Here is a 19711-nt window from a genome sequence, read left to right on the forward strand (position 1 = left end):
TTGTTTCTTATTGACTAATCATTAAAATTCAGCTTTGGCACAGCGTCTATGTTCCGTGTGGAAAAGCGAAACTCTTGTCGGCCTATACCCAGCCCAAACTCATCCATGCTAAATTGAATCCATTTAGTATCACCGAGTGGCTTCTCAAATGCGAACAAGGCATCGGTTGAGTTCCCCAATCCAAAAGTCCGAACAATTGTGTAATCGGATACAGGAATCGAGTCTCTGCCCATCGAAGTCATTTTGACAAATCGAGACATCTCGAAAGAAAGGGCCTGGATAATTTGACCGCGATCCCATGGTCCTTCCACTTGCGTTATTTCTTTCCGGCCCTTGGAAAGGCTTAGAACAAAATACTCATAGGCTGAGTATTTCTGACGGAGCTTGGCAATAGTCGAATCACTTGCACTTCTTGCCTTACCTATTTCCTGATGAACAAGTAAATCTGTTGGCCTGTAATAGACATCAATTTTAACTCCCTGAATATTCTTTGATTGAACAAGGCCATGAGCAGGGTCAGCTACAAATTTTTGTAGTTCTAGATATGTAGCTTTCTTCTTACCACAACTGACAAGTAGAAACAACAGGACAAGAATCTTGAGAGATATTCGGTTCATCTATGATTTTGGGAAATACACAATACTCCATCGCTTCTTATTCATATTTGAAGTCCATCATTAGGGCCACAAATAGACACAAGCAACTTTGTTAAAACAAAGACAAATAGTTATTCGCTAAAATGTAATGTGTGTGAGTTTGAATTTCAGTGGCTACAACAATTATCAAATGACGCTAAAGATTCTATTACTCCCAATGTTATTGCGACTGACTTTATAAACATAAGAATTTAGAAGTGTAAAAAAAATCAATCAAAATATTTTTTTTTCTTGTTACGATATTGTTCCTAGCCAGCTTGTGAAACTATCTGATTCACCGCCGCGCATTAATCCTATCTGTCTCAACATCTTAAGTTCGGTGAAAGAGCTAAGCGCGCTCAGTGGCTCGCGATCAACGGAATGGATAAGGGTAGGTTCCTTACTCATGTTCAATGCGACGAAAGAACTGGACAGATAACAATTTTTCGAGCGCGTCCGCACCTTTATCATTGAAAGTTTCCCAAGAAAAAATATTTGACCTGTATCTTTGTTTAAATCCTTCTCAAAAAAAACTATATTTATGAAGGACGACCTTTTTGGCTTATGATCTCAAGAGTCTTTTTGCTATTGCTGTTGTGCCCCTCACAAATTGGCTGGTCTCAGGTGAACCCTAAGACTCTAGAGAAAAAATTTACCGACTGGGTTACTGGCTATGTCGTGTTAGTAACGGGCGACACGATACATTGCGAAATGACCTATTCACCTGCTGTATCTGAGGGGATGTTACAAGTTAAGGACGAATTCACTACGCTAGCTCTCACTGTGAAGGATGTAAAGACGTTTTACTATGTCGATTCGAAAAACAGACCCCATCGCTTTTATGCCTTGTCAGTTCTGGATGAAAGCACCTCAATGAAACGTGAACATTTTTTGGAATACATCTATGGCAATCCCTACGTTGCTATTCTGAGTCGTCGGACCTTGGAACTTAAGTCCAGAAACAGACAACAACCTAGTGGCAATCAGGGATATAGAGTCTCTCAAACAGACGTCAACTATTTGTTGAATGTGATCAGCGGCCAGTTAAGTGAATTTAATGAAAAGGAAGCCCTCGCATTGATGATAAAGAAAGCAGATGAAGTAAATGCGTACATCAAAACAAATCATATTCGATTGAAAAAAGATTTGGATGATTATATTCAGGTATTCGATTACTTTGCGAAGCTGCAATAGCCGCCGAAAGGGCTCTGTGGTCCAAATCTCCACCTCAATGTGAAATAAAGGAACTACGAAGTTCCAGCTGCTATGGCATTAGCATAACGAATCTTGTTGCAGAATTTTAGATCTGTACCAACCTCCAAATGTTTCCACCTGCAGATTTAGACTTCCCATTTGCAACATCCGAAATTCTGCTACCTGAAATCGCTTCCTCCCTCGCCGCCTCGGCAATACTTGAATACGTTCTGATGTACTCACCCGCAATGGAGTACTTCGCCACCGCCTTACTTATTCTCCTCAAATGTTCTTTGGTTGACGCATAATGTTTTTCAACGTCCAGCCGCTTGGGGCCATTCCCATACTGCCAGATAAATCCCCCAGTGGTTTTCAGTTTTCCACGGGCAGCTGGAGATTCCGACCCCATTGACCACTTTTTTTCGCGAGGGTGTGACCACCATAAGTTAAGTAAGCCTAGGGTCACTCGTGTTGGAACATAACTTCAAGATAATCAAAGCAAAGGATGGTCAGTTCCTCGCGGAATGAATTGTCCGGTATCGCGGAATATTGTGGTCACAGGCGCGCGAAAAAAAGTGGTCAATCACCTCGGAATCTCCACATAAGGGCCAATCTGATTTTTCTCGTCATTTAGTACTAATTGTATTAGTATTTCGATCTGAATTGATGAAGAAATTCCTCACTTCCATGATATTACTGAGTCCTATGCATAGGCTGTTATCCAGCAAGTTAGGGCCACCTACCTGAAGATTCCGAGTGCTTGACCATTTTGTTTCGCATGCCTCTGATCACCATATTTCGCATCGCCGGACAATCCATTCCGCGACAAATTGACCATTCGTTCCATTGGTTGTCTTGAAGTTACGTTTTGAAATGCACCAGCCGCGCGCATTTAACTTAACCTGATCACACCCTCATGAAATAAAGTGGTCAATGCCCTCAGAATTTCCAACTTTACCTTCCCTTATTTTTTCGTGAATATGCTTCTTGTCAGCAACGATTTTTTTGATTCGCCTGATAATTTCGAGATTGGCAATATCTACAATTTTTTCAGCCATTTGAGCTGAAAACTCTCTCAAAAATACTTCATTCTTACTTCAATAACTCCATTCTAATCTATTAAGTTTTTAAGCTCCTATAAATGATCCGGCAGACGTAATCCGAACCCTGGAAAGCACTCTGCGCGAGGCTTTGGAAGGCTATTGGAGATTCCGAGGTGGTTGATCACTTTGTTTCGTATGCCTTTAGTTCAATTTGAAACGAGTAACACAAAAGTCAACAATAGTTTTTCTTCGTTCGTCAACATTGACTTTATTGAATGGGCCTTTTTGAATTTCACCGGCTATATTTCTAATATCAGTATTGATCGATTCAAGATACCCTGTGATCTTGTTAATGGGAGGCAAATTTCCCAAACCAATATTCAGGCTCTTTTCCAGTAAGCCAAGATTGCCTAAACGATTTTTTTCATAGTCATAATCATCAGCAAAGCCGTAAGCTGAAGAAGCATAATTTGGCTCCCTACTGAAGATGTGTTCGACTTGAAAATCCTTGTAAGTAACAATGTCACAATTGTCGTTGCTGTACTCTGAAAGGATATACTTTACAGCACCATTGCCATAGATGGCGCCATCAAGATAAGTTCCAAAAACGTGATTATTCACGAACTTCTCACTAAAATTCACCAAGTGATTTCTTATTTCATTTGACGTTAAATTATTTTCAGTAATATGAGAACTTAACCAATATATATCAGCAATGGGATTTGTTCCCCTCAGCTTATAAACCCGTACCTCAATCGCCTCTAATGTTGATAACAATTCATCAAGTTTGCCCTGCATGTATAGCCGCACCAAAAGCGGATAAAGCGTAGCAGTAAACTCCAAATATCTAAACGGTTTCTGATAAATAGATTTTGTTTCAATCTCTTTTATTAGATCAGAGTAACTAACAGCAAACTCCTCAAAGTCATTTAAGTATTCTGAAATAAAAGATTGCAATTCTGCTGGCTTATCCTTTAGCTCTTCACACTTCACCTTCAAATTGTTAAATATTGTATCAGCACCATCCCTGTTATTCCAGGTAGCGTCAAAAAGTTTTCGAGCAGAATAATAGTGGTGAGTAAATATTGTATTCTCCTCAAGTCTGCCTAGGATTCCAAGATTATCTCTGCATACCAAAAGGTCATCATAAGAGTCAAATATTTTTTCAAAGCTATCGTTTATGGCGCCATTCAGCCCTTCCTTTAAGTGTAGGGTTGAGTAGAGCATTAGAATACTTTTAGTTTTATCCAAAATCCGCAACGGAAGTCCTCTGTCATTGATGATAGAGAACATTTTAACCGCTTGGGCTTGGTTTTCCACATTGAAGACTAAAACCTCAATTCCACTTCGTATAAAAATTATTCGCGCTTCAATCTCCTTGGGAGTCAAAGCATTCGTGAATGCGACAAATAATTTCCTAGCGGAAAGCATGAACCGTTGACTTCGTTTATTGATTTTGTCTATCTCTATACTTTGTGGATCAAAAAGCAGTTTATTCAAAAAGTCCCCGTCGGCTCCAAGGGGACGCAACTTAAGATTGTTCTTACTGCCAATGAATGATAATAGTTGACTTGTTTTAATGTCCACATCCTCTATTTTGTCAATAAGAACTTTTAGCAAAATGAATATGGTGGTAATACGTTGCTGCCCATCAATAATCTCATATACTGTATCTGTGGATAAACCCACCGCTTTGTTCTCTTTGAAAGAAAGGGTTCCAACAAAGTGATTCATATTATCCTTTATGCTTTCCTCAATATCCTGCCATAAAGCTTTTCTTTCTGTATCCGTCCAACTGTACTTACGCTGATAAGACGGAATGACAAATCTATTACCGTTAAAGATTGATCCAATTTTTTCTGTTTGACTTTTTGTTATTGACATATTGCTTGCTTTATTAGACGTAATAGCTATTAAGATGATGTCACCATACAGACCTGAAAAGTGTTTAGTTCCAGAATCGTTAAGCGATTTATCAATTGCTGGTCCGTCTTTTTATTTAAGTAGTAAACAGCAACCATACTGAAAGGATTACACTTGTCTTCTGCTTTTTTGTTAGTCATTTTGGAGATCTCAAGGTGGTTGACCACTTTGTTTCGTACGCCTGTGACCACAACATTCCGGACCATCGAACAATTTATTCCACGAGGAACTGACCATCCCTCGTATTGACTATCTTGAAGTTATGCCCAACACGATTGACCCTGGTCAAGGGAGTCGGATTCCCCACCAAGACCCTTAGTGATCAAATGTACCCGAAATCTGGTGGTCAAGCAGCTGCGGAACTAATGGTCAATGCAAAACGAAATATGATGGTCAGCCATCTCGGAATTTCCAGATTGGTCTTTCTTCCGTTCATGAGCGTCCCTGAAGTCCCAAACTTTCGCGTCGGGTAGAAATTCCGAGGTTCGTAAAAAAGAGCGTTTCGAAGTTTCGAAATGATCCAACTGAATGTATCCAAGTCTTCCTGAATCCAAATTCAAAAAGGCAAATCGTCGTCCATAAACCCATCTAGTCTTTTATAAGTACTGGGATTTACATCACACGCAAAGAGTGCCGACTCAATTCTAAGGGTAGCTGCCTCGATAGGAAAATCAGGTGGAAGGGGTTTGAATTTGACAGCGGTCTCGTCTCTATCCTTGGGTTCCTGTCTTTTTTGAATTTGAAATTCTCTTAAGCTTGAAATCTCCAGATCGCTAACGACTACGATCGCTTTGTGATCAGGTATTGTCCCTCCTTTAATTCTCAATTTATCTCTACGTATATGATCCGCTGGTCGTGTAATTCTAGAATCGCCATATTGCGTCGTATTAGCTAATACAATGAAACAATGCATGTCCCTACTTGCTGACTCGACAAGACTGTTGTAGTAATGAATGTCCTTATTCCAAACGGGTGCGAATAAAACATCCACCAAGCCAAGTAAAACATTACGATGCCTTACATTCGCCAACTCAAAACAATAATAAGTAGAAAAATAGGTATCTCTCCAATAAAACAATTCGTAGTTATACGGAAAAGGCTTGGGCACTTTCAAATTCTTTTTGCCAATAATAACGTCCTCCTCCTCCGGGGCATAATGGTTCTTAAGACGTGGTATCACAATAGCATCGTTATCGCCCTCCACCGTCAACGGCAAGGCGGTCAATACGAAGTTAAAAACGAACTCTCCAATCCTCCAATGCTCAATCCCAGTTATAAATCCAGTTTGATTATATACTGAGTACAGAATTACATGTGGGATAAAGTGGTACGGCAGACATATCTCGGGCATAATGAAGAGATCTGGGTCCTTGACTTTTTTTATTTCATCCAATATCCTATTAAAATCCTCAAATCTCTTTATGTCCGAAATCGGATTGCCGTCAAGGCTCTTCTCGCTCTCCTTAAAATCAACATACTTATTAACAAGGCAAATCCTAAGATCTTTATTTTTTCGTCTACTATTAGGGACCTTTACTGCCTGAATTTTCAATCCCTTAGGTGGTTTTGACCATCCTAAACTCTTACTCGGTTCTGTCAATATGAAATACTCATCTTTAATTTGCTGCTTGAAATTATCTTTAATAGAATTTGCCTTACAAAACACTTCAAAAACTTCATCCAAAAACTTCTCGCAGTTGAAAAAGTCGCTATACTTTTTTGATTTGCTTGATTTTATTGTCCCGGCTTTGTAAAACCACTTAAGAAATATATACTGGCAGCATTCATTCAATTTCACTCTATAAGGAAAGAAAGCTGCGCTCAACTCAAAAGCGTTTGATCCTCTTTCTTCCAGGTTATCCATCACCTTTTTGTTGTAAAGAGGAAACTTACTGGATTTAGAGTATTCCGAAAATTGCAACAATGGAAAAAAAATCAAATTCTTACGCAACAACCACGTCTCTTTATATAGCTGAATATCGCCTACTAACTGCAGCACAGTTTCTCCTTTAGACGACGGAGACTCAGACTGCCCTGAAAAAAGCCCAAGTGCCATCCTAGCAGCTGCCTTAAAATATCTCACAAGGTCAGCCCTCGCTTTATCCTGAAATTCAATTAGCTTGCTTTCCTCGACGTTAAAATTTTTGCCAATCCTAAAAGACAACAATTCAATTTGACTAAAGATGAATTCGATTGTGTCATATAGCGTATCGTAATCCTCCCTCACCACCCAAATTGAAATTAACTTTTCCCAAAAAGAATAATGTTTCAGAAGATAGCCCTTAAAATATCTTCTTACCTTATCCGCCTCCGCCACATCATATTCAGATCCAGAAACAACGGACCCTCGAGCTAACTTCGAAAGATAAACTGAGAGTTTAAATTTATTGTCTTCAATGTCCTTCAACCCACCACTGTCAACGTCCTGACTATCAAAATTGCTCTCAAACGTAATTCTTTCTAATTCTTTATATACGTTATCATCATCCTCCGACAAAAATTGAAAAACACTAGATTTATCCTCTTGATCGTCAATAAATTTGTTTAATAGTTGGGGTGAATAGTCAACATTGAACTGATAGATAAAAAACTTCTCCGATTGTAGGGATAGGTTTTGGTATTTCGGGGTACGAACGGAGTAAGTTGGCGAAGGCTCACTATTAAAACTAAAAATACCGTTAAGATACTTTGTTACATAATAGTAAATAATGTAATGATGATCATCCTCAAATTGAATCGTTTCCTTAATTAAATCAATTTGTTTATCATTGAACTCTTCAATGACAGTATCATCAATTACAATCAACAGGTCGTCAACATATCTACCATAATATGAAGGATTTATCCCCGCAATTTCATCATCAAAATCCTTTAAATACCAATTCGCCAACACACTCGAGCTAAGTAATCCAATAGGAAGAGGAACTCTATTCACATTCGGCCGCATGGCAACGTGGCTTGTCTTCGCAAATACTTCACGATATTTTTTATGTATGTCGACAAAAATCTCGTGCAAATTCCCAATATCAAGCCTCGCATCGTTTGTCACAATTTGCGTTCTTAAGGAATCTAAATCTAGCTCTATCGAATGATAGTAATCCTTGAAATCAAAATTTAGAATTGTAACATTCTTTCCCTTATCAAACATCATCTTTGCCGCTTCAATTCCTTCAGACCACCAACGTTGATACTGCCTTTCATATCGTCTAAATAGAATTCTGTTATTTGGCTTCTTTGCGTTTCCGTCTAGCCGATTGCCTATACAATGACTACCTAAATGTTCATCAAAATGGTGTCCGTATTTCAACAGCCACATAACACTTATCAGGTGGACCTCAAGCGGCGCATCAATAAAAACGCTAATTCGTTCAGCCAGCGGCTGATCCTTATATACTTGATTGGTGTAAAAACTTTTCGAAAGAAACTCCGGGTTAATAAGATTAGAATTTTCCTTAACGCTTTTAGGCAAAAAGGCGAGATCTATCTCCTTATCTATTACGTTCTTAACTGTAGAGTCATAATTATACACGTCATTAGCAAACTTATCCAAAGCATTGTGCTTCCCCTTTCTAACAAAGTCAGCCAACTTCTCGCGTACCAAAAGGTTTTGCTTATCGAAATAAATATGCGAAGCCAGTTTATTAAATGCCTCCCGGGCAAGCTTTACAAATTCGTTTTTTCCCTCGTTCTCCATTTAACTTGAACTCAAATGAAAAGTCTATAATCATAAGTCTTACCCTCAAAGCGCGCCAATAACTTGCCTATTCGAGCAATTTGATTGGATGAATTAATGGTCGCCGGAAGCTTTGTATAAAGATCGAATGAGTTCCAGTTCATCTTGGTCAGTCCAAGTATTTCGGAGGCAATGGTATTTATGTTGGTATCCCCAAAATGCCTCGTGATTTTTAACGGCGCTGGAATACTTCGTCCTCCCAAGTAATACTTATAATTGACACTCTTAATTGAAGGGACGATTCCATGTGTCCACAATAAGGCCACCTTTCTGTCGGTAACAATGCATGTGCCTCTGGAAACCGGAAAACCGTCAATTCCCATTTCCCCACTAAAAATACTTGTCGCGAAGAAGCGTGCATCCGGTTCGTAATTGATTTCAATGAGGTCGATATTTTTTACTCCGGCCATGTTGAGACTTTCGGTTATCCCTTTAACTTCCTCAACCGTAAATCTTGTCCTTTTATGCACAACCACTCGCTCCGGTAGCGAGTCCATCGAGGAATAAAAAAGCTCTCGAATTGAAACTCCGAATTGAAAAGCATCATTATACGAAAGAAATGGATTAGACTGCCTATCCAAAAAGAAATCATCGATTTTTGAAAGTTTATACTTTAGCCCTTGACCTTGCGAGTTGTATATATGGCTGCATCCAAGTACAATCTCGGAACTATCACCCACTCTTTTTATGCTATATCCAATTCCAGCAAATGCCGTAGTGCTATCCGTCGTGTTTAGAATCCACGGCGTTCGTAATGATTTCACATAGAATGAAAGAGACAGCCACCAAAATATTTGACACTTTAGGGCGTCAGACAAAGTATCCTCCTCAATCAATTGTGTTGAAATCCCCTTTGATGCCGAAAATGCTTTAATGTAATCATGAAGGTTGAAGGTCTCCATTGAGTCCTCAAATTCCCTGTATTGTTGCCATTCGCTGGGAATAAAAATAGTTACAACCAGTTGGCTATGACTACTTACCAACTGATCAATTTTAGCTGTAATGAGCCGCGCCAATTTGATCGCGGTAGATTTAATGTCGGGCTCATGATCTATTTGAACGTCCACCCATTTATCATCATCTCTAAAATAGGGCACATTAATAGGAATTTTAAATGCGGAGGAAAATCCGGGATAGTCCAGCAAGTAGTCCGGGTTAACTTCCGCCCTGTGCTTTTGATGCAATTCATTAAGAAACTTATAAAATTTGTCAGCATACTTTTGCCCGCAGATCACACCGACATTTATCTCTGATGAGTACACCTGTCCATTTAACGGATAATCATAAGGTCTATGATTGATAAGTGCTCGCATAGGATGAAAATCTCTTGAGGGCGCGGCTTGGCTATTTGAAAATACCAGCTGTGGCTCTAAAAGTTGAATTCCTTTATGTTGCGTACGTCGTTTATCATAAACCTTTGGATGGAACGCACGAAAATTGGGATCAGCCACCAAAACTTCAGCAAATGAAGTATTATTAGAAATCGAAAATTCAAATCCAGTGCCTGAATTATTTGGGTATTGAAATTTCAAATTTTCGCCGTCAAAGAGGACAATCTTCCACTCCTCTAAGAACTCTTCGTATTGTTTATTTCGCAACTTCTCAAGATAACCTTTACTTAAAGATTGACGAACCTCCCTTGAAATTTCTTCAGCAGAAGATAATTCAACAGTTGGCTTAAAAGATAGGAAGGCATAAGTCGCGTGTAGATCAAAGAAAAGCGAAACATGAATTGCCTTATGGATCCCAATCTTAGTATTACTTACGGCCGTGATTCTCTCTTCTCTTTTAAGCCACAGCTTATCCTTAGAATTATGGGCTAAATCCTTGTTGCTCGTTAAGCCTCTTAAAATAGCTTTTAACATCAAAGCCGAAAAAGCGGTGACCTTTCCGACATCTTGTTTACTAATCGGCACCCGCAATATCTCTCCCTTCAATCGTCCTTTAAATACCTTGTGAATGGTCGAGAGAGTCGCTATTGCAAAAACTTTTCGCTTAAATGGCACGGCCACCATGTCGTCATTCTTTGACAACTCATTCAGCAAACTCCAGGGTTTCTCACCATGCTTATAGACTATCTCAAATTGAAAGACTTCTTTGGGAAAGCGAATCGGATGCAAGTTACTTTTAAGGTACTTATCAGTCCTTGAAACATCCTGAGAGAAGTCTGGCATCTCATAAGATTCCGTGGCATACGATGATAAAATACCATCAATTTTTTGGTTGATTGTTTTGTCATCCTCAAAGCAGGCCTTCGATAGATGAATTAATGTTCTATCGAAGCCATCGGTTGGTATAAAATATGCCTCTCTTCCCGCGCCACGGGCTAGCTCTAGTAGTTCTTCGACACTTTCAGGAATATCATGCCCATATCCACACCAATACAACCTTCCCGATCCTTTGACCGAGAATGTATCTTTCAACGTTTGCATTGTAGATTTGTCCCTGCCACTATAACCTAATACTATAAGGTTCTTGTCCATATGGTACCGTCTAAAGGTTTCAACAAAGACAGCGTTCTGATTATCTAATTCGTCTGACGTATTCTTAAGCGCTCCGTATTTAAAGTCTCCGTGCAATGCAATTGATAAAAGTTCTTTTCGACTTTGGCTCCTGAAGATACGTTCCACACTATCTAATGTAATTTCGATTGGTGTGAGATTAGCTTGATGGGCCGCTTTAACGCATAGGCCATCAAAATTTAGAGTCCATACTGCTTTTACAATTTCATACTCATTCAAAAGGCATAATAATTTGTAACCAACATAGGGCTCCTTACCTTGAACCAAGGATTGAAAATATTTCCTTCGATCATCGGAAATAGGGTACGCTTTTTCAGCATAAAAGCTATACTCTTCGGAGGAATTATTGGCCGGGTATCCTGATTCTGCATCCAGCCATTTTTGAATACTTTGCCTTACGGCATCAGATTTAATATTCTTATAAAAGTCCGAGACCTTATGATTTCTTGATAGGTAGATATCTTTCTTCCACTCCCAAATGCAATCTCCAGCCGATTGAATTCCTGAACTGATGGATGCACCAGCGCCAAGCAGCATCGAATGGGATATGTCCGTGTTTCTTTTGACGGAACGGATGAAAGCATCGTAGTCCAATGCTAAAGTCTTGCTCATAAAAAATAAAAAGTTAGCCTAGTCCGATGGGAATCAAATAATACCTATGATTCCAGGTGGGCTAATTTGATCGAGTGGATCGGGTGGGGCAAGGAATCGCTATTCCAAATTAGGATTTTACTTTAGTAAAGCAAAAATCTTTTTCCGAATAGCAGGATTTTTTTTCGGCAGGGTGAGAATTTACTACGGAGCGAAGCCAATAGCCCACTCAAACTGGAGATTCGGAGCCCTTTGACCACTTCATTCCACCAGGGCATGGCACCCAAAATTATCATAAGAGTAAAACACCGCGCTAACTAAAGGAATGCATTAATTGTCAAGATTGTAAGTGATCAAAATATGCCCGGTCAAGCATTTGCGGAACTAGTGGTCAATGCAAAATGAATTGAGATGGCAAGCCCTCTCAGAATTTCCCCAGCTGTATGTCACTTAAGTTGTATGCCAGTGCATCTGCGACCGCGCGGGGAAGCCGCTGCCATCGGCACCGGCATCAATCAAAGCGGAAAATCGGAATTGATTTGCCCTTGTGCGGGTTGGTCAAAATAATATTGACATGTGGTCGATGTCCGTTAAACGACTGCAAGACGGCATAAAAAGGGATTTTTGTTTTTTGATAGGAACTTAGTATATAAGCACACCTCTTAACACAATTTCGAACGTGTCACGCCCGCGAAGATTTTTAAGAATAAAATTATGGATTCGACGAACTATTCGTTCGGAATTTGGCGTGATCCCATGCAACGGCTACAGCTTGGCACGCGAAGAACTTGTTAAAGATCTTTAGAAAAGAATGAACGAACAGTAAAATGATTCCAAGTGGGCTAGCGATCAGATTGGATCAGGTGGGTCGAGGAATCTTGAACCTAAGGTAACAGAAGTGGGAGATTTTACAATCAGATTAAAAAAAAAATTAATCACTACCAGTTTCGACTAAATTTTAAATCTCTAAGGCAATCACTTTATCGAGTTCTGCCCTTATCGGTGTAAAATCTAGAATCTTCGGTTCAGGCTTTGTGTTCAAAATGTATTTTTGTCCAGGATGAGATATTACATAGCCCATTCGAACTTCATTCTCGCGTGAATATGTTTGTGGCTTCCTGAATGCGGAGTTCTCTAAAATCAGCCTACTACTATAATTCACACCCCAATGCTGAAAAGTATTTAAATAGGTTATTTTCTCCATCTTAGGATAAACAGTATAGGGTGGATTTATTGATAAACCACTAACCTGCTGCGGTTCAAAGTCTGAGGGCTCAAGAGTGTTAGCCAAAACTTGCGCAAGCAACACCAGAAACCTGTGAGGATCTGTGATGTAATATTTGTCATTATAACCTTCAAACACTTTCTCATCACGATAAGAGGCGCAGAATATATAGACTGATGGGATTTTTTCCATGACGACCAAATTATTTGCCATGATCAAGCCGCCCTGTTGATAGTCCTGACCAAATACAGCCGTGCCCTCCGTTTTGTCGCCAATCTCAGTCTCCAAATTTTTATAATAATGCGTTGTTCCAAGAAATATTGTACTACATCCTCTGGCCAGATTATGCTGCGGATGACACCATTTAATTAACGGCAGACCGGGTTCAACTGAATTTTCAATTAGAGGCTGTGGGTCGTAATCCTTAGGGTTAAAAACAGGCGTATTTTCCATATTGAGAAGGTTTAAAATTTCGGCGTTTGATATGTGGGGATTCTCGAAAACAATCCGTTTGTTCACCCCGACTAAATTAATCTCCAGGGACGACCAAGGCGATAGAAAGGTTGACAGCGTGATTGACGAACCAGCTATCCGAGGTTAGCTCCTTAATTTCTATCCGCGTCGAAAAACCAGAACAAAGAGGATTCACAATTCCGCGTGGGCTAGCGATCAGATTGGATCAGGTGGGCTAGGAATTATAATCGAAATTATGATTTTACTTCAGTAAAGCAAGAATAAGAATCATATTTTTTCCGAATGATGGATTCGGGCTTCCCAACGGGCTGACGAAATGAACCGACCTATTGGAGACTCAGCGGGCTCTAATCATTTATTCAAACTGATAAAATCAAATACTTTAAATAGTGAGCATTCCGGCCCAGGTGACCACTTTATTCCGTTGGCGCGTGATCACCATGAGTTATTTAAGCTAGACTGACTTGCATTTGAAGATAAGTTCAAGACAATCAAAAGGAAGGATGGTCAGTTCTTCGCGAAGTGAATTGTCCAGCCGTACGGAATGTTGTTGTCACAGGCGCACGAAACGAAGTGGTCAGCCACCTCGGAATCTCCAGCAAGTGACATACCTGCGGGATAACAAAGAGTCAAAATGGTTTGTCGAAGCCAGCCCGAAGGAACGAAACATTAATGTGTATGACGAGAACATGCGTAAGCAATTTCAGAGAATCCGACAAGGGAAATCGGAAGCGAAAACAGAGAAGGAATCACAAGCAGGCCCCGACGGACAAAAGCACAACCCAAAAAGAAAACGTTAAATTTGCCCCGAAAACCGATGATGAGAGCACTTTACATTTGGATGGAGGCATAGGTATGATTATGCGTCCGGCAAGGGACGGATTGGTAAAAATGCCGGCAAAAATATCTCCAACTTTGTTGATATTGATGGCTTTATAGTGCCAATCGGCTTTTCCTCGTCTATCCATCTTTTTTTTTAGATTATTGATGACGTCATTTCCTTCACTATATGGATCTCCAGCAACCCATTTAGTAAACTCCATTACATAGTAACATTGATCCTCCGGCTCAAGAAAATGATGATCAGCTGTCAGTAATTCATCAATCTTAATCAGTGGATATGACATCTTGAATTAAAGCTGATTGAATATCGGAATAGTTTTTTACGCGAATCGCCTGATGTTCAAACCTAATCGGCCAGGTTATGTCTTTATTTTCAAAACAACTGTCGAGAATAAAAAGCTTGCGTCCTTGTTGAATGGCAGCGGTAGCTTGATATAGCGTTCCAGAAGTATCACTGGCTTCAACGATTATTGTTGCCTCAGTTAACGCGGACATTGTCTTATTTCGTTCAGGAAAAAATCCCTTATTATGGCGGTAATCCTGATGCCTGTATCTATAAAATGGCACCTGGGAAACAACTAAGTGGTTTTTTGCTATCTCGTCTTGTAAGTTTTTATTTTCAACTGGATAATATTCATCTAACGGGGTCCCAATAACCGCTATTGTTTTGCCGCCCTGTTCTATGGCATTCCGATGTGCCTCACTATCAATTCCAGCCGCCAATCCTGACACGATTGTAAATTTGTCTTTTACCAAATCTCGCACGAGTTGAGCAGTTCTTCTTTTGCCTTCGGGTGTTGCTTTTCTGGACCCAACAACTGCGACTGACCTGGTTTTGATTAATCCAAGATCTCCAAGATAATAGAGAAGTTCAATAGGATGCTTAGCTGCTCGCAATTTAGCAGGATAATCAAAAGTATTATTCAGCAAAATTCCTGGTTTCTTTGTGGCATTTTGTTGGAACAAATCCGCCAAAATCTTGACAAAAGAAAGAATTTTGTCCTGAGGCACAATTTCGGAGGGCAAGCTTCCGGGGCGGCTTGCGAAAAGCTCTGCAATTTTCTTAAATGTTACCCCATAGTCCTCCCAAAGTGCTTCATATGCTGCCATTTCTCTCAACGGCTCAATCGAGGAAACCAACGGGTCTTCATTGGCTAATTTTAGCTGAAAAGTGTTCATTTCTTTCAAATCTAAAGGACAAAAAATTGTCAATTGTTGCTTGTAAATAATATACAAATTTGCTGGAGATTTCATTCTATTTGGTCAAAAAACCCCAGCTAGTAACGGGAAGCAGTTTTTTTAACTAATAAAATTAGTTAAAAAAACTGAGAAATGCTAGCATTCCCAGATGGGAAGGAAGGTCGTCAATTTCAGGCAAAGGATTTTAAAAGCTACCCGGAGATATTCGAGAAATTCAAAACGATCCAAAACTACCGATGACATGTTTGTACTTCATCTGGTAGATGGTACAAGATTCTTGCTGGCTATGAATGACTTTATGCCGCAGTTCAATTTGTACGTAAGCCAACAGGCAATCAATTACTTCTACGGGATCTCGCGATCAGAATATAGATTCAACAAGACACTTGAATAAACGGGCGTTCCGGTTGGGTATGATCACTCAGAGTTATCACCGGAACAAATGCTGAGCTACCTAAAGAGCGCTTTAATTGTCAAGGCCAGAACAAAAGGCGCAAATGAATTACCCATTTTCTGCGATTTACTTTCCACGATTTGCGCAGTAAATTCACCCAACAAAACAGCGGGAAAGAAAAATGACGATATAAAGGTTAACGACCTCGGACGATATGATTTTTGCCCGCTGTTTGTTCATTCATCATCGCAGAGATATGAGACCGAAATTGGTACAGAATTTCGTGGGTATAGACGTTTCTAAGAAATGGTTTAACGTCTACATTGTCCAAAAAGTCGCCTCACGACACACACATTTCCAATGCGCGAACACTCCTGAGGGCATTATCGAGTTGAACAAGCACCTCAAGTCTTCCAGAGTTAGCCTATCGAAACTGACCATTGTAACCATTGAGCATACCGGTCCGTATTCAAAACTATTAATCAATTTCTTTTCAACCCATGGCGTTCTTTTGTGCGTAGAAATGGGAGTGCGTATCAAAAGATCGCTCGGTACGGCAAAGGGAAAGAGTGATGACATCGACGCAAAAAGGATAACTGAATATTCAATCAGACATCTGGATAAATTAATCCTGCACGAAAGAAAACCAAGATCGCTGGAAACAGTTAAAACACTCCTAAAGAATAGATCACGTTTGCTAAAAGCCAAGGCAATCGTTGAAACGCCATTCAAGGAACTGCAAAACTTTTCGTTTGAGACAGAGAACAAATTTTTCCATTCCATAAATGGGCGGTTTTACAAATCCGTCGATGAAGCGTGTGACCGGATAATGTCAGAGATCAAACGCATTTTGAACGAAGATGAAAGGATGAAAAATCAAGTTCATCTTTTGATCGGAATCCCCGGAATTGGGCTTCATACTGCCCTGGCGTTGGTTTGCTATACCAACTACTTCACCACCTGTTCCAATTCAGGTCAGTTGGCCTCGTACTGCGGCTGCGCTCCCTTTTCGTATTCCTCCGGACTCAAAGCTCCACAAAGTCACATTCATAAGATGTCAAATAAAGTCCTGAAAGGTCATCTGCATCTTGCTGCGCTGGCACTGATTAACAGCAGTAACGAATTGAAGGACTATTACGAGCGGAAGGTAAGCGAAGGCAAACCAAAACGGCTGGCGCTCAATAATGTGGGACATAAGCTAGTTCTCCGAGCCATGGCCGTAATTAAACGTAACAGTCGATACGTGCCTGTTGAAGTATTACGGAAGAGAGTTGACATGCTTCAGCTTACTGGCATGTCATGAAACCAACGCGTGCCTTCGAGAAGAGAAAATTCACCTATTTCATCGGAATAGATATATCCAAGTACTGGTTTGATTTTGCAGTGCTGACAAAAGCTGGAAAAATTTTGAGCGGACAGGTAGAAAACCACCCTATTGGTTTTATAGAATTTGAAAAGATCCTGAAAAATGCTCAAGTTCCATTTACGAACCGCACGTTGATCATCATGGAAGATGCGGGGCAGTATGATGATAAACTGGTTGATTTTCTTTCCAAGAGAAAGTCGCTGCTTTGTTTGGAGCACGCCCTGAAAATAAGACGTTCGATGGGCATGGTCAGGGGTAAGAGCGGTAAACTGGATGCCGAACGTATTATCGTCAGATTAGGATAAAATCCACTATACCTTTTAATTCTTGTTGCCTTTTTCTTTACTTTTCAGGTATGGACGATATTGAGAAGCTTTTAAATAAAATCGAGAAAGAATCCAGCTATGCGTTACCGGGTGGATGTTTTTGCCTTCAAGGCGATGTGGAGTTTAAGTTCTTCCGGGTTAAGCCGATTGAAGAGGTTTATCAAGAAGCATTTATTGACTTCTCTACCGGCGTCGTCAATCCGTTTGTTACCATTGGCATTTCAGAAGATAAAAATGAGTTATGGCGGATGAAAAATGAATTGATCGACAATGGAAAAAAAGAGTTCTCGGGAAATGTGATTGTCGATGACAGTTTGCGAGTAATTGAAGGTGAGCCAACCCGGAATGAAATTGCCACTAGGACGTTGCGTAAAATGTACGATCACAATCTGACGTTGCTCAGGATGGGGCTAAACCGAAACTGGTTGCTGCTTGGGGTAGCCGCCAGTCCTAAAATTGCCAAAACGCATATCACTACGATTAGAACTTTGGGTGGAAGAAAGGAAAATCCAAAGAAAAAACTTTGATGATTTAGACATCGGGAGCCCTATCGGGGTGGTAAGATTGGACAAAAAAAAGGGGTGATGACAAGGTGGCGAATCGGTGCACCGCATTTGACAAAGACGCCAGCAGATTGCATTCCAACAGATTAAAAATTAGGCACAACTCCTCTTCCCTCTTAACCTAATGTGGAGATTTCGAGGTGGTTGATCACTTTGTCGTACCCTTGACCATTGCATTTCGCGTCAACGAGGGGCCACTCCGCGCGGCGAGATCGTCAATGAAAAGGATTGGTCATACAGATACTTGCATGTTGAAAAACAAGAAGACCGCCGATTACTCTGTCAGACTGGAAAAAACTACTTTTATACATGAATAAATTGACCCTAAGAAAGGACAACCGGCGAATTAAAAGTCTTGATGAAGTGATTGCGTTCGAGAAGGAAGCCCGCATTACTTTTCCTCAAAATTTGAGGGAATTTATTGTAGCGTATGAGGGATCACAATTGAAGGAAAAGTACTTTCGTAGAGGAGACATACTGCATGAGATACATAAAGTGCTTTACCTGAGAGAATCAGATTTGGGCGGGGCTTCCGTTGAAGCTATTCTTAAGGGACATCGCTACTATAAAGAGGAGGGATTTGTCCCATTTGGAGTCGATTCAGGCGGTTGGGATTATAATGTTTCCATCAAACCGGAAACGTATGGGCAGATATGGGTTGATCAATTCGATAATGGAGAAGATAATCCCTGGGAATTTGTTTGTAACAGCCTGGAAGAACTGGTCGATGGTTTGTCTGAAGAAGAATGATCTTAGCTACCCTGCTTTGAATTTGAAATTTATTGTTCGAAGAATAGAATATCAAGACTAAATTCACGGGTTATTCATCAGGCGGCTGAATTGAATATTAAAGCCTTACGAAATTATTCATGACGAATGACCGGAATGGTGTTTATATAAGTGGTCTTATGTGAAATGGACCGGTCACTTCACCGGATGTTCACGGGCTGAAACACGCTTTCCCTGCTTCTTACCTCTGACAGGATCTTAGTCAGCTCGCGGATCATGCTCGCAAACACAACTTGTTTAACCAGAATTTTCGCGCCAAGCCCTTTACAGAAGGCGATGTCTTCCTCAGGAAGAGTCGTTGAATGCATGACCACCGGAATGTTCTTAAACAACGGGTCCTCTTTTAGCGTAGCAAGACAACGCACGCCGTTCATGAAAGGCATGTTGTAATCCAAGAAAATTATGTTTGGATCTAGGCTACTACCTCTTAACTGCTGCAAAGCGTCCCTCCCATCATTTGCTACGATCAGCCGGCAGCTATTATCAACCTCGGACAAAGCATCTTTGAACAGATCGATGTCGTCCGGATCGTCGTCAACCACCATGATTGTCAACTGCTTCATAGCCTAAAAAAGAGCAAGTGAAGCTAAAAAAAAGTTTTTTTAATTGCTAGTCAGTTGGGGAGCAAAATAACGGATAAACCCCGGAAGTGCCATCATTTCAAGGTTTTTGGGCTCAAAATTTAGCGCCTTCCGCTAGATTTCCTCCAATTATCACTTTGTTTGATACCCATAGAAACCCGGCGAGGGGGGCGCTGTTTGCTGCTGTATGGCTTCCTATTGAAGTGTGGATTTTTTTCCACATTCCGGTTATTAAATAGGCATTGATTAGGTAAAAATAACGATCACCACCTTTCAAATTATGCTATCCCGGCCTTAAGCATTCCATGC

Annotated in this window: 15 protein-coding genes; 5 read left to right on the plus strand and 10 right to left on the minus strand. The window is 40.3% G+C overall.

Annotated elements, in window-relative coordinates:
- Nucleotides 1-14 precede the first annotated feature (14 nt).
- Nucleotides 15-617, minus strand: coding sequence for a hypothetical protein (locus tag BUB30_RS09010; RefSeq protein ID WP_073132920.1), 603 nt, complete (start codon nt 615-617; stop codon nt 15-17).
- A gap of 582 nt (nt 618-1199) precedes the next feature.
- Here BUB30_RS09010 and BUB30_RS09015 point away from each other — a divergent pair.
- The gene (locus tag BUB30_RS09015) at nt 1200-1829 is read left to right on the plus strand and encodes a hypothetical protein (protein ID WP_073132922.1); all 630 of its coding nucleotides are present in this window, start codon (nt 1200-1202) and stop codon (nt 1827-1829) included.
- 106 nt (nt 1830-1935) lie between these two features.
- On the opposite strand, the gene BUB30_RS09020 is transcribed toward BUB30_RS09015, so the two are convergent.
- The 8 genes from BUB30_RS09020 to BUB30_RS09055 all read right to left on the minus strand — a co-directional run bounded on the left by BUB30_RS09020 (nt 1936) and on the right by BUB30_RS09055 (nt 15437).
- Nucleotides 1936-2238 carry a hypothetical protein gene (locus BUB30_RS09020; RefSeq protein WP_073132924.1) on the minus strand — a complete coding sequence of 101 codons (303 nt, stop codon included), beginning with the start codon at nt 2236-2238 and terminating at the stop codon, nt 1936-1938.
- Between the two features lie 505 nt (nt 2239-2743).
- The gene (locus tag BUB30_RS35110) at nt 2744-2908 is read right to left on the minus strand and encodes a hypothetical protein (RefSeq protein WP_178377060.1); all 165 of its coding nucleotides are present in this window, start codon (nt 2906-2908) and stop codon (nt 2744-2746) included.
- A 165-nt stretch (nt 2909-3073) separates the two neighbouring features.
- A complete protein-coding gene (locus BUB30_RS09025; RefSeq protein WP_073132927.1) occupies nt 3074-4756 on the minus strand; it encodes a DUF262 domain-containing protein in 1683 nt (560 codons plus the stop codon).
- Between the two features lie 595 nt (nt 4757-5351).
- Nucleotides 5352-8489, minus strand: a complete 3138-nt coding sequence (locus BUB30_RS09035) for an RNA-directed DNA polymerase (RefSeq protein WP_073132931.1) — start codon at nt 8487-8489, stop codon at nt 5352-5354.
- Nucleotides 8490-8500: 11 nt separating this feature from the next.
- On the minus strand, nt 8501-11662 hold the full coding sequence (locus BUB30_RS09040; protein WP_073132933.1) for an SIR2 family protein: 3162 nt from the start codon (nt 11660-11662) through the stop codon (nt 8501-8503).
- Nucleotides 11663-12599: 937 nt separating this feature from the next.
- Nucleotides 12600-13319, minus strand: a complete 720-nt coding sequence (locus BUB30_RS09045) for a hypothetical protein (RefSeq protein ID WP_073132935.1) — start codon at nt 13317-13319, stop codon at nt 12600-12602.
- Nucleotides 13320-14089: 770 nt separating this feature from the next.
- Entirely contained in the window at nt 14090-14467 is a 378-nt protein-coding gene (locus tag BUB30_RS09050) for a hypothetical protein (RefSeq protein ID WP_073132937.1), read from the minus strand.
- A complete protein-coding gene (locus BUB30_RS09055; RefSeq protein ID WP_221408682.1) occupies nt 14448-15437 on the minus strand; it encodes a DNA-processing protein DprA in 990 nt (329 codons plus the stop codon). Before BUB30_RS09055 ends, BUB30_RS09050 begins: the two co-directional genes overlap by 20 nt.
- Nucleotides 15438-15991: 554 nt before the next feature.
- Between BUB30_RS09055 and BUB30_RS09060 the strand changes: the two genes are divergently transcribed.
- From BUB30_RS09060 to BUB30_RS09075, 4 genes are all read left to right on the plus strand, one after another.
- Complete coding sequence (locus BUB30_RS09060) at nt 15992-17080, plus strand: transposase (protein WP_084137981.1); 1089 nt, start codon at nt 15992-15994, stop codon at nt 17078-17080.
- Complete coding sequence (locus tag BUB30_RS09065) at nt 17077-17448, plus strand: IS110 family transposase (protein ID WP_073132941.1); 372 nt, start codon at nt 17077-17079, stop codon at nt 17446-17448. The genes BUB30_RS09060 and BUB30_RS09065 overlap by 4 nt, the downstream gene beginning before the upstream one ends.
- A 50-nt stretch (nt 17449-17498) precedes the next feature.
- Nucleotides 17499-17996 carry a hypothetical protein gene (locus BUB30_RS09070; RefSeq protein ID WP_073132943.1) on the plus strand — a complete coding sequence of 166 codons (498 nt, stop codon included), beginning with the start codon at nt 17499-17501 and terminating at the stop codon, nt 17994-17996.
- Between the two features lie 345 nt (nt 17997-18341).
- Entirely contained in the window at nt 18342-18782 is a 441-nt protein-coding gene (locus tag BUB30_RS09075; RefSeq protein WP_073132945.1) for an SMI1/KNR4 family protein, read from the plus strand.
- Nucleotides 18783-18961: 179 nt separating this feature from the next.
- Here BUB30_RS09075 and BUB30_RS09080 read toward each other — a convergent pair whose 3' ends face one another.
- Entirely contained in the window at nt 18962-19384 is a 423-nt protein-coding gene (locus tag BUB30_RS09080) for a response regulator (RefSeq protein WP_073132947.1), read from the minus strand.
- Between the last annotated feature and the right edge of the window lie 327 nt (nt 19385-19711).

This window comes from Chryseolinea serpens (genome assembly GCF_900129725.1).
GTDB lineage: Bacteria > Bacteroidota > Bacteroidia > Cytophagales > Cyclobacteriaceae > Chryseolinea > Chryseolinea serpens.

Excerpts from the sequence above, each read along its gene's own strand:
- BUB30_RS09010 (WP_073132920.1), bottom strand. The coding sequence starts at position 617 with ATGAACCGAATATCTCTCAAGATTCTTGTCCTGTTGTTTCTACTTGTC.
- BUB30_RS09050 (WP_073132937.1), bottom strand. The coding sequence starts at position 14,467 with ATGTCATATCCACTGATTAAGATTGATGAATTACTGACAGCTGATCAT.
- BUB30_RS09040 (WP_073132933.1), bottom strand. The coding sequence starts at position 11,662 with ATGAGCAAGACTTTAGCATTGGACTACGATGCTTTCATCCGTTCCGTC.
- BUB30_RS09060 (WP_084137981.1), top strand. The coding sequence starts at position 15,992 with ATGATTTTTGCCCGCTGTTTGTTCATTCATCATCGCAGAGATATGAGA.
- BUB30_RS09065 (WP_073132941.1), top strand. The coding sequence starts at position 17,077 with ATGAAACCAACGCGTGCCTTCGAGAAGAGAAAATTCACCTATTTCATC.
- BUB30_RS09045 (WP_073132935.1), bottom strand. The coding sequence starts at position 13,319 with ATGGAAAATACGCCTGTTTTTAACCCTAAGGATTACGACCCACAGCCT.
- BUB30_RS09035 (WP_073132931.1), bottom strand. The coding sequence starts at position 8,489 with ATGGAGAACGAGGGAAAAAACGAATTTGTAAAGCTTGCCCGGGAGGCA.
- BUB30_RS09055 (WP_221408682.1), bottom strand. The coding sequence starts at position 15,437 with ATGAAATCTCCAGCAAATTTGTATATTATTTACAAGCAACAATTGACA.
- BUB30_RS09020 (WP_073132924.1), bottom strand. The coding sequence starts at position 2,238 with ATGGGGTCGGAATCTCCAGCTGCCCGTGGAAAACTGAAAACCACTGGG.
- BUB30_RS09025 (WP_073132927.1), bottom strand. The coding sequence starts at position 4,756 with ATGTCAATAACAAAAAGTCAAACAGAAAAAATTGGATCAATCTTTAAC.
- BUB30_RS09080 (WP_073132947.1), bottom strand. The coding sequence starts at position 19,384 with ATGAAGCAGTTGACAATCATGGTGGTTGACGACGATCCGGACGACATC.
- BUB30_RS09075 (WP_073132945.1), top strand. The coding sequence starts at position 18,342 with ATGAATAAATTGACCCTAAGAAAGGACAACCGGCGAATTAAAAGTCTT.
- BUB30_RS09070 (WP_073132943.1), top strand. The coding sequence starts at position 17,499 with ATGGACGATATTGAGAAGCTTTTAAATAAAATCGAGAAAGAATCCAGC.
- BUB30_RS09015 (WP_073132922.1), top strand. The coding sequence starts at position 1,200 with ATGATCTCAAGAGTCTTTTTGCTATTGCTGTTGTGCCCCTCACAAATT.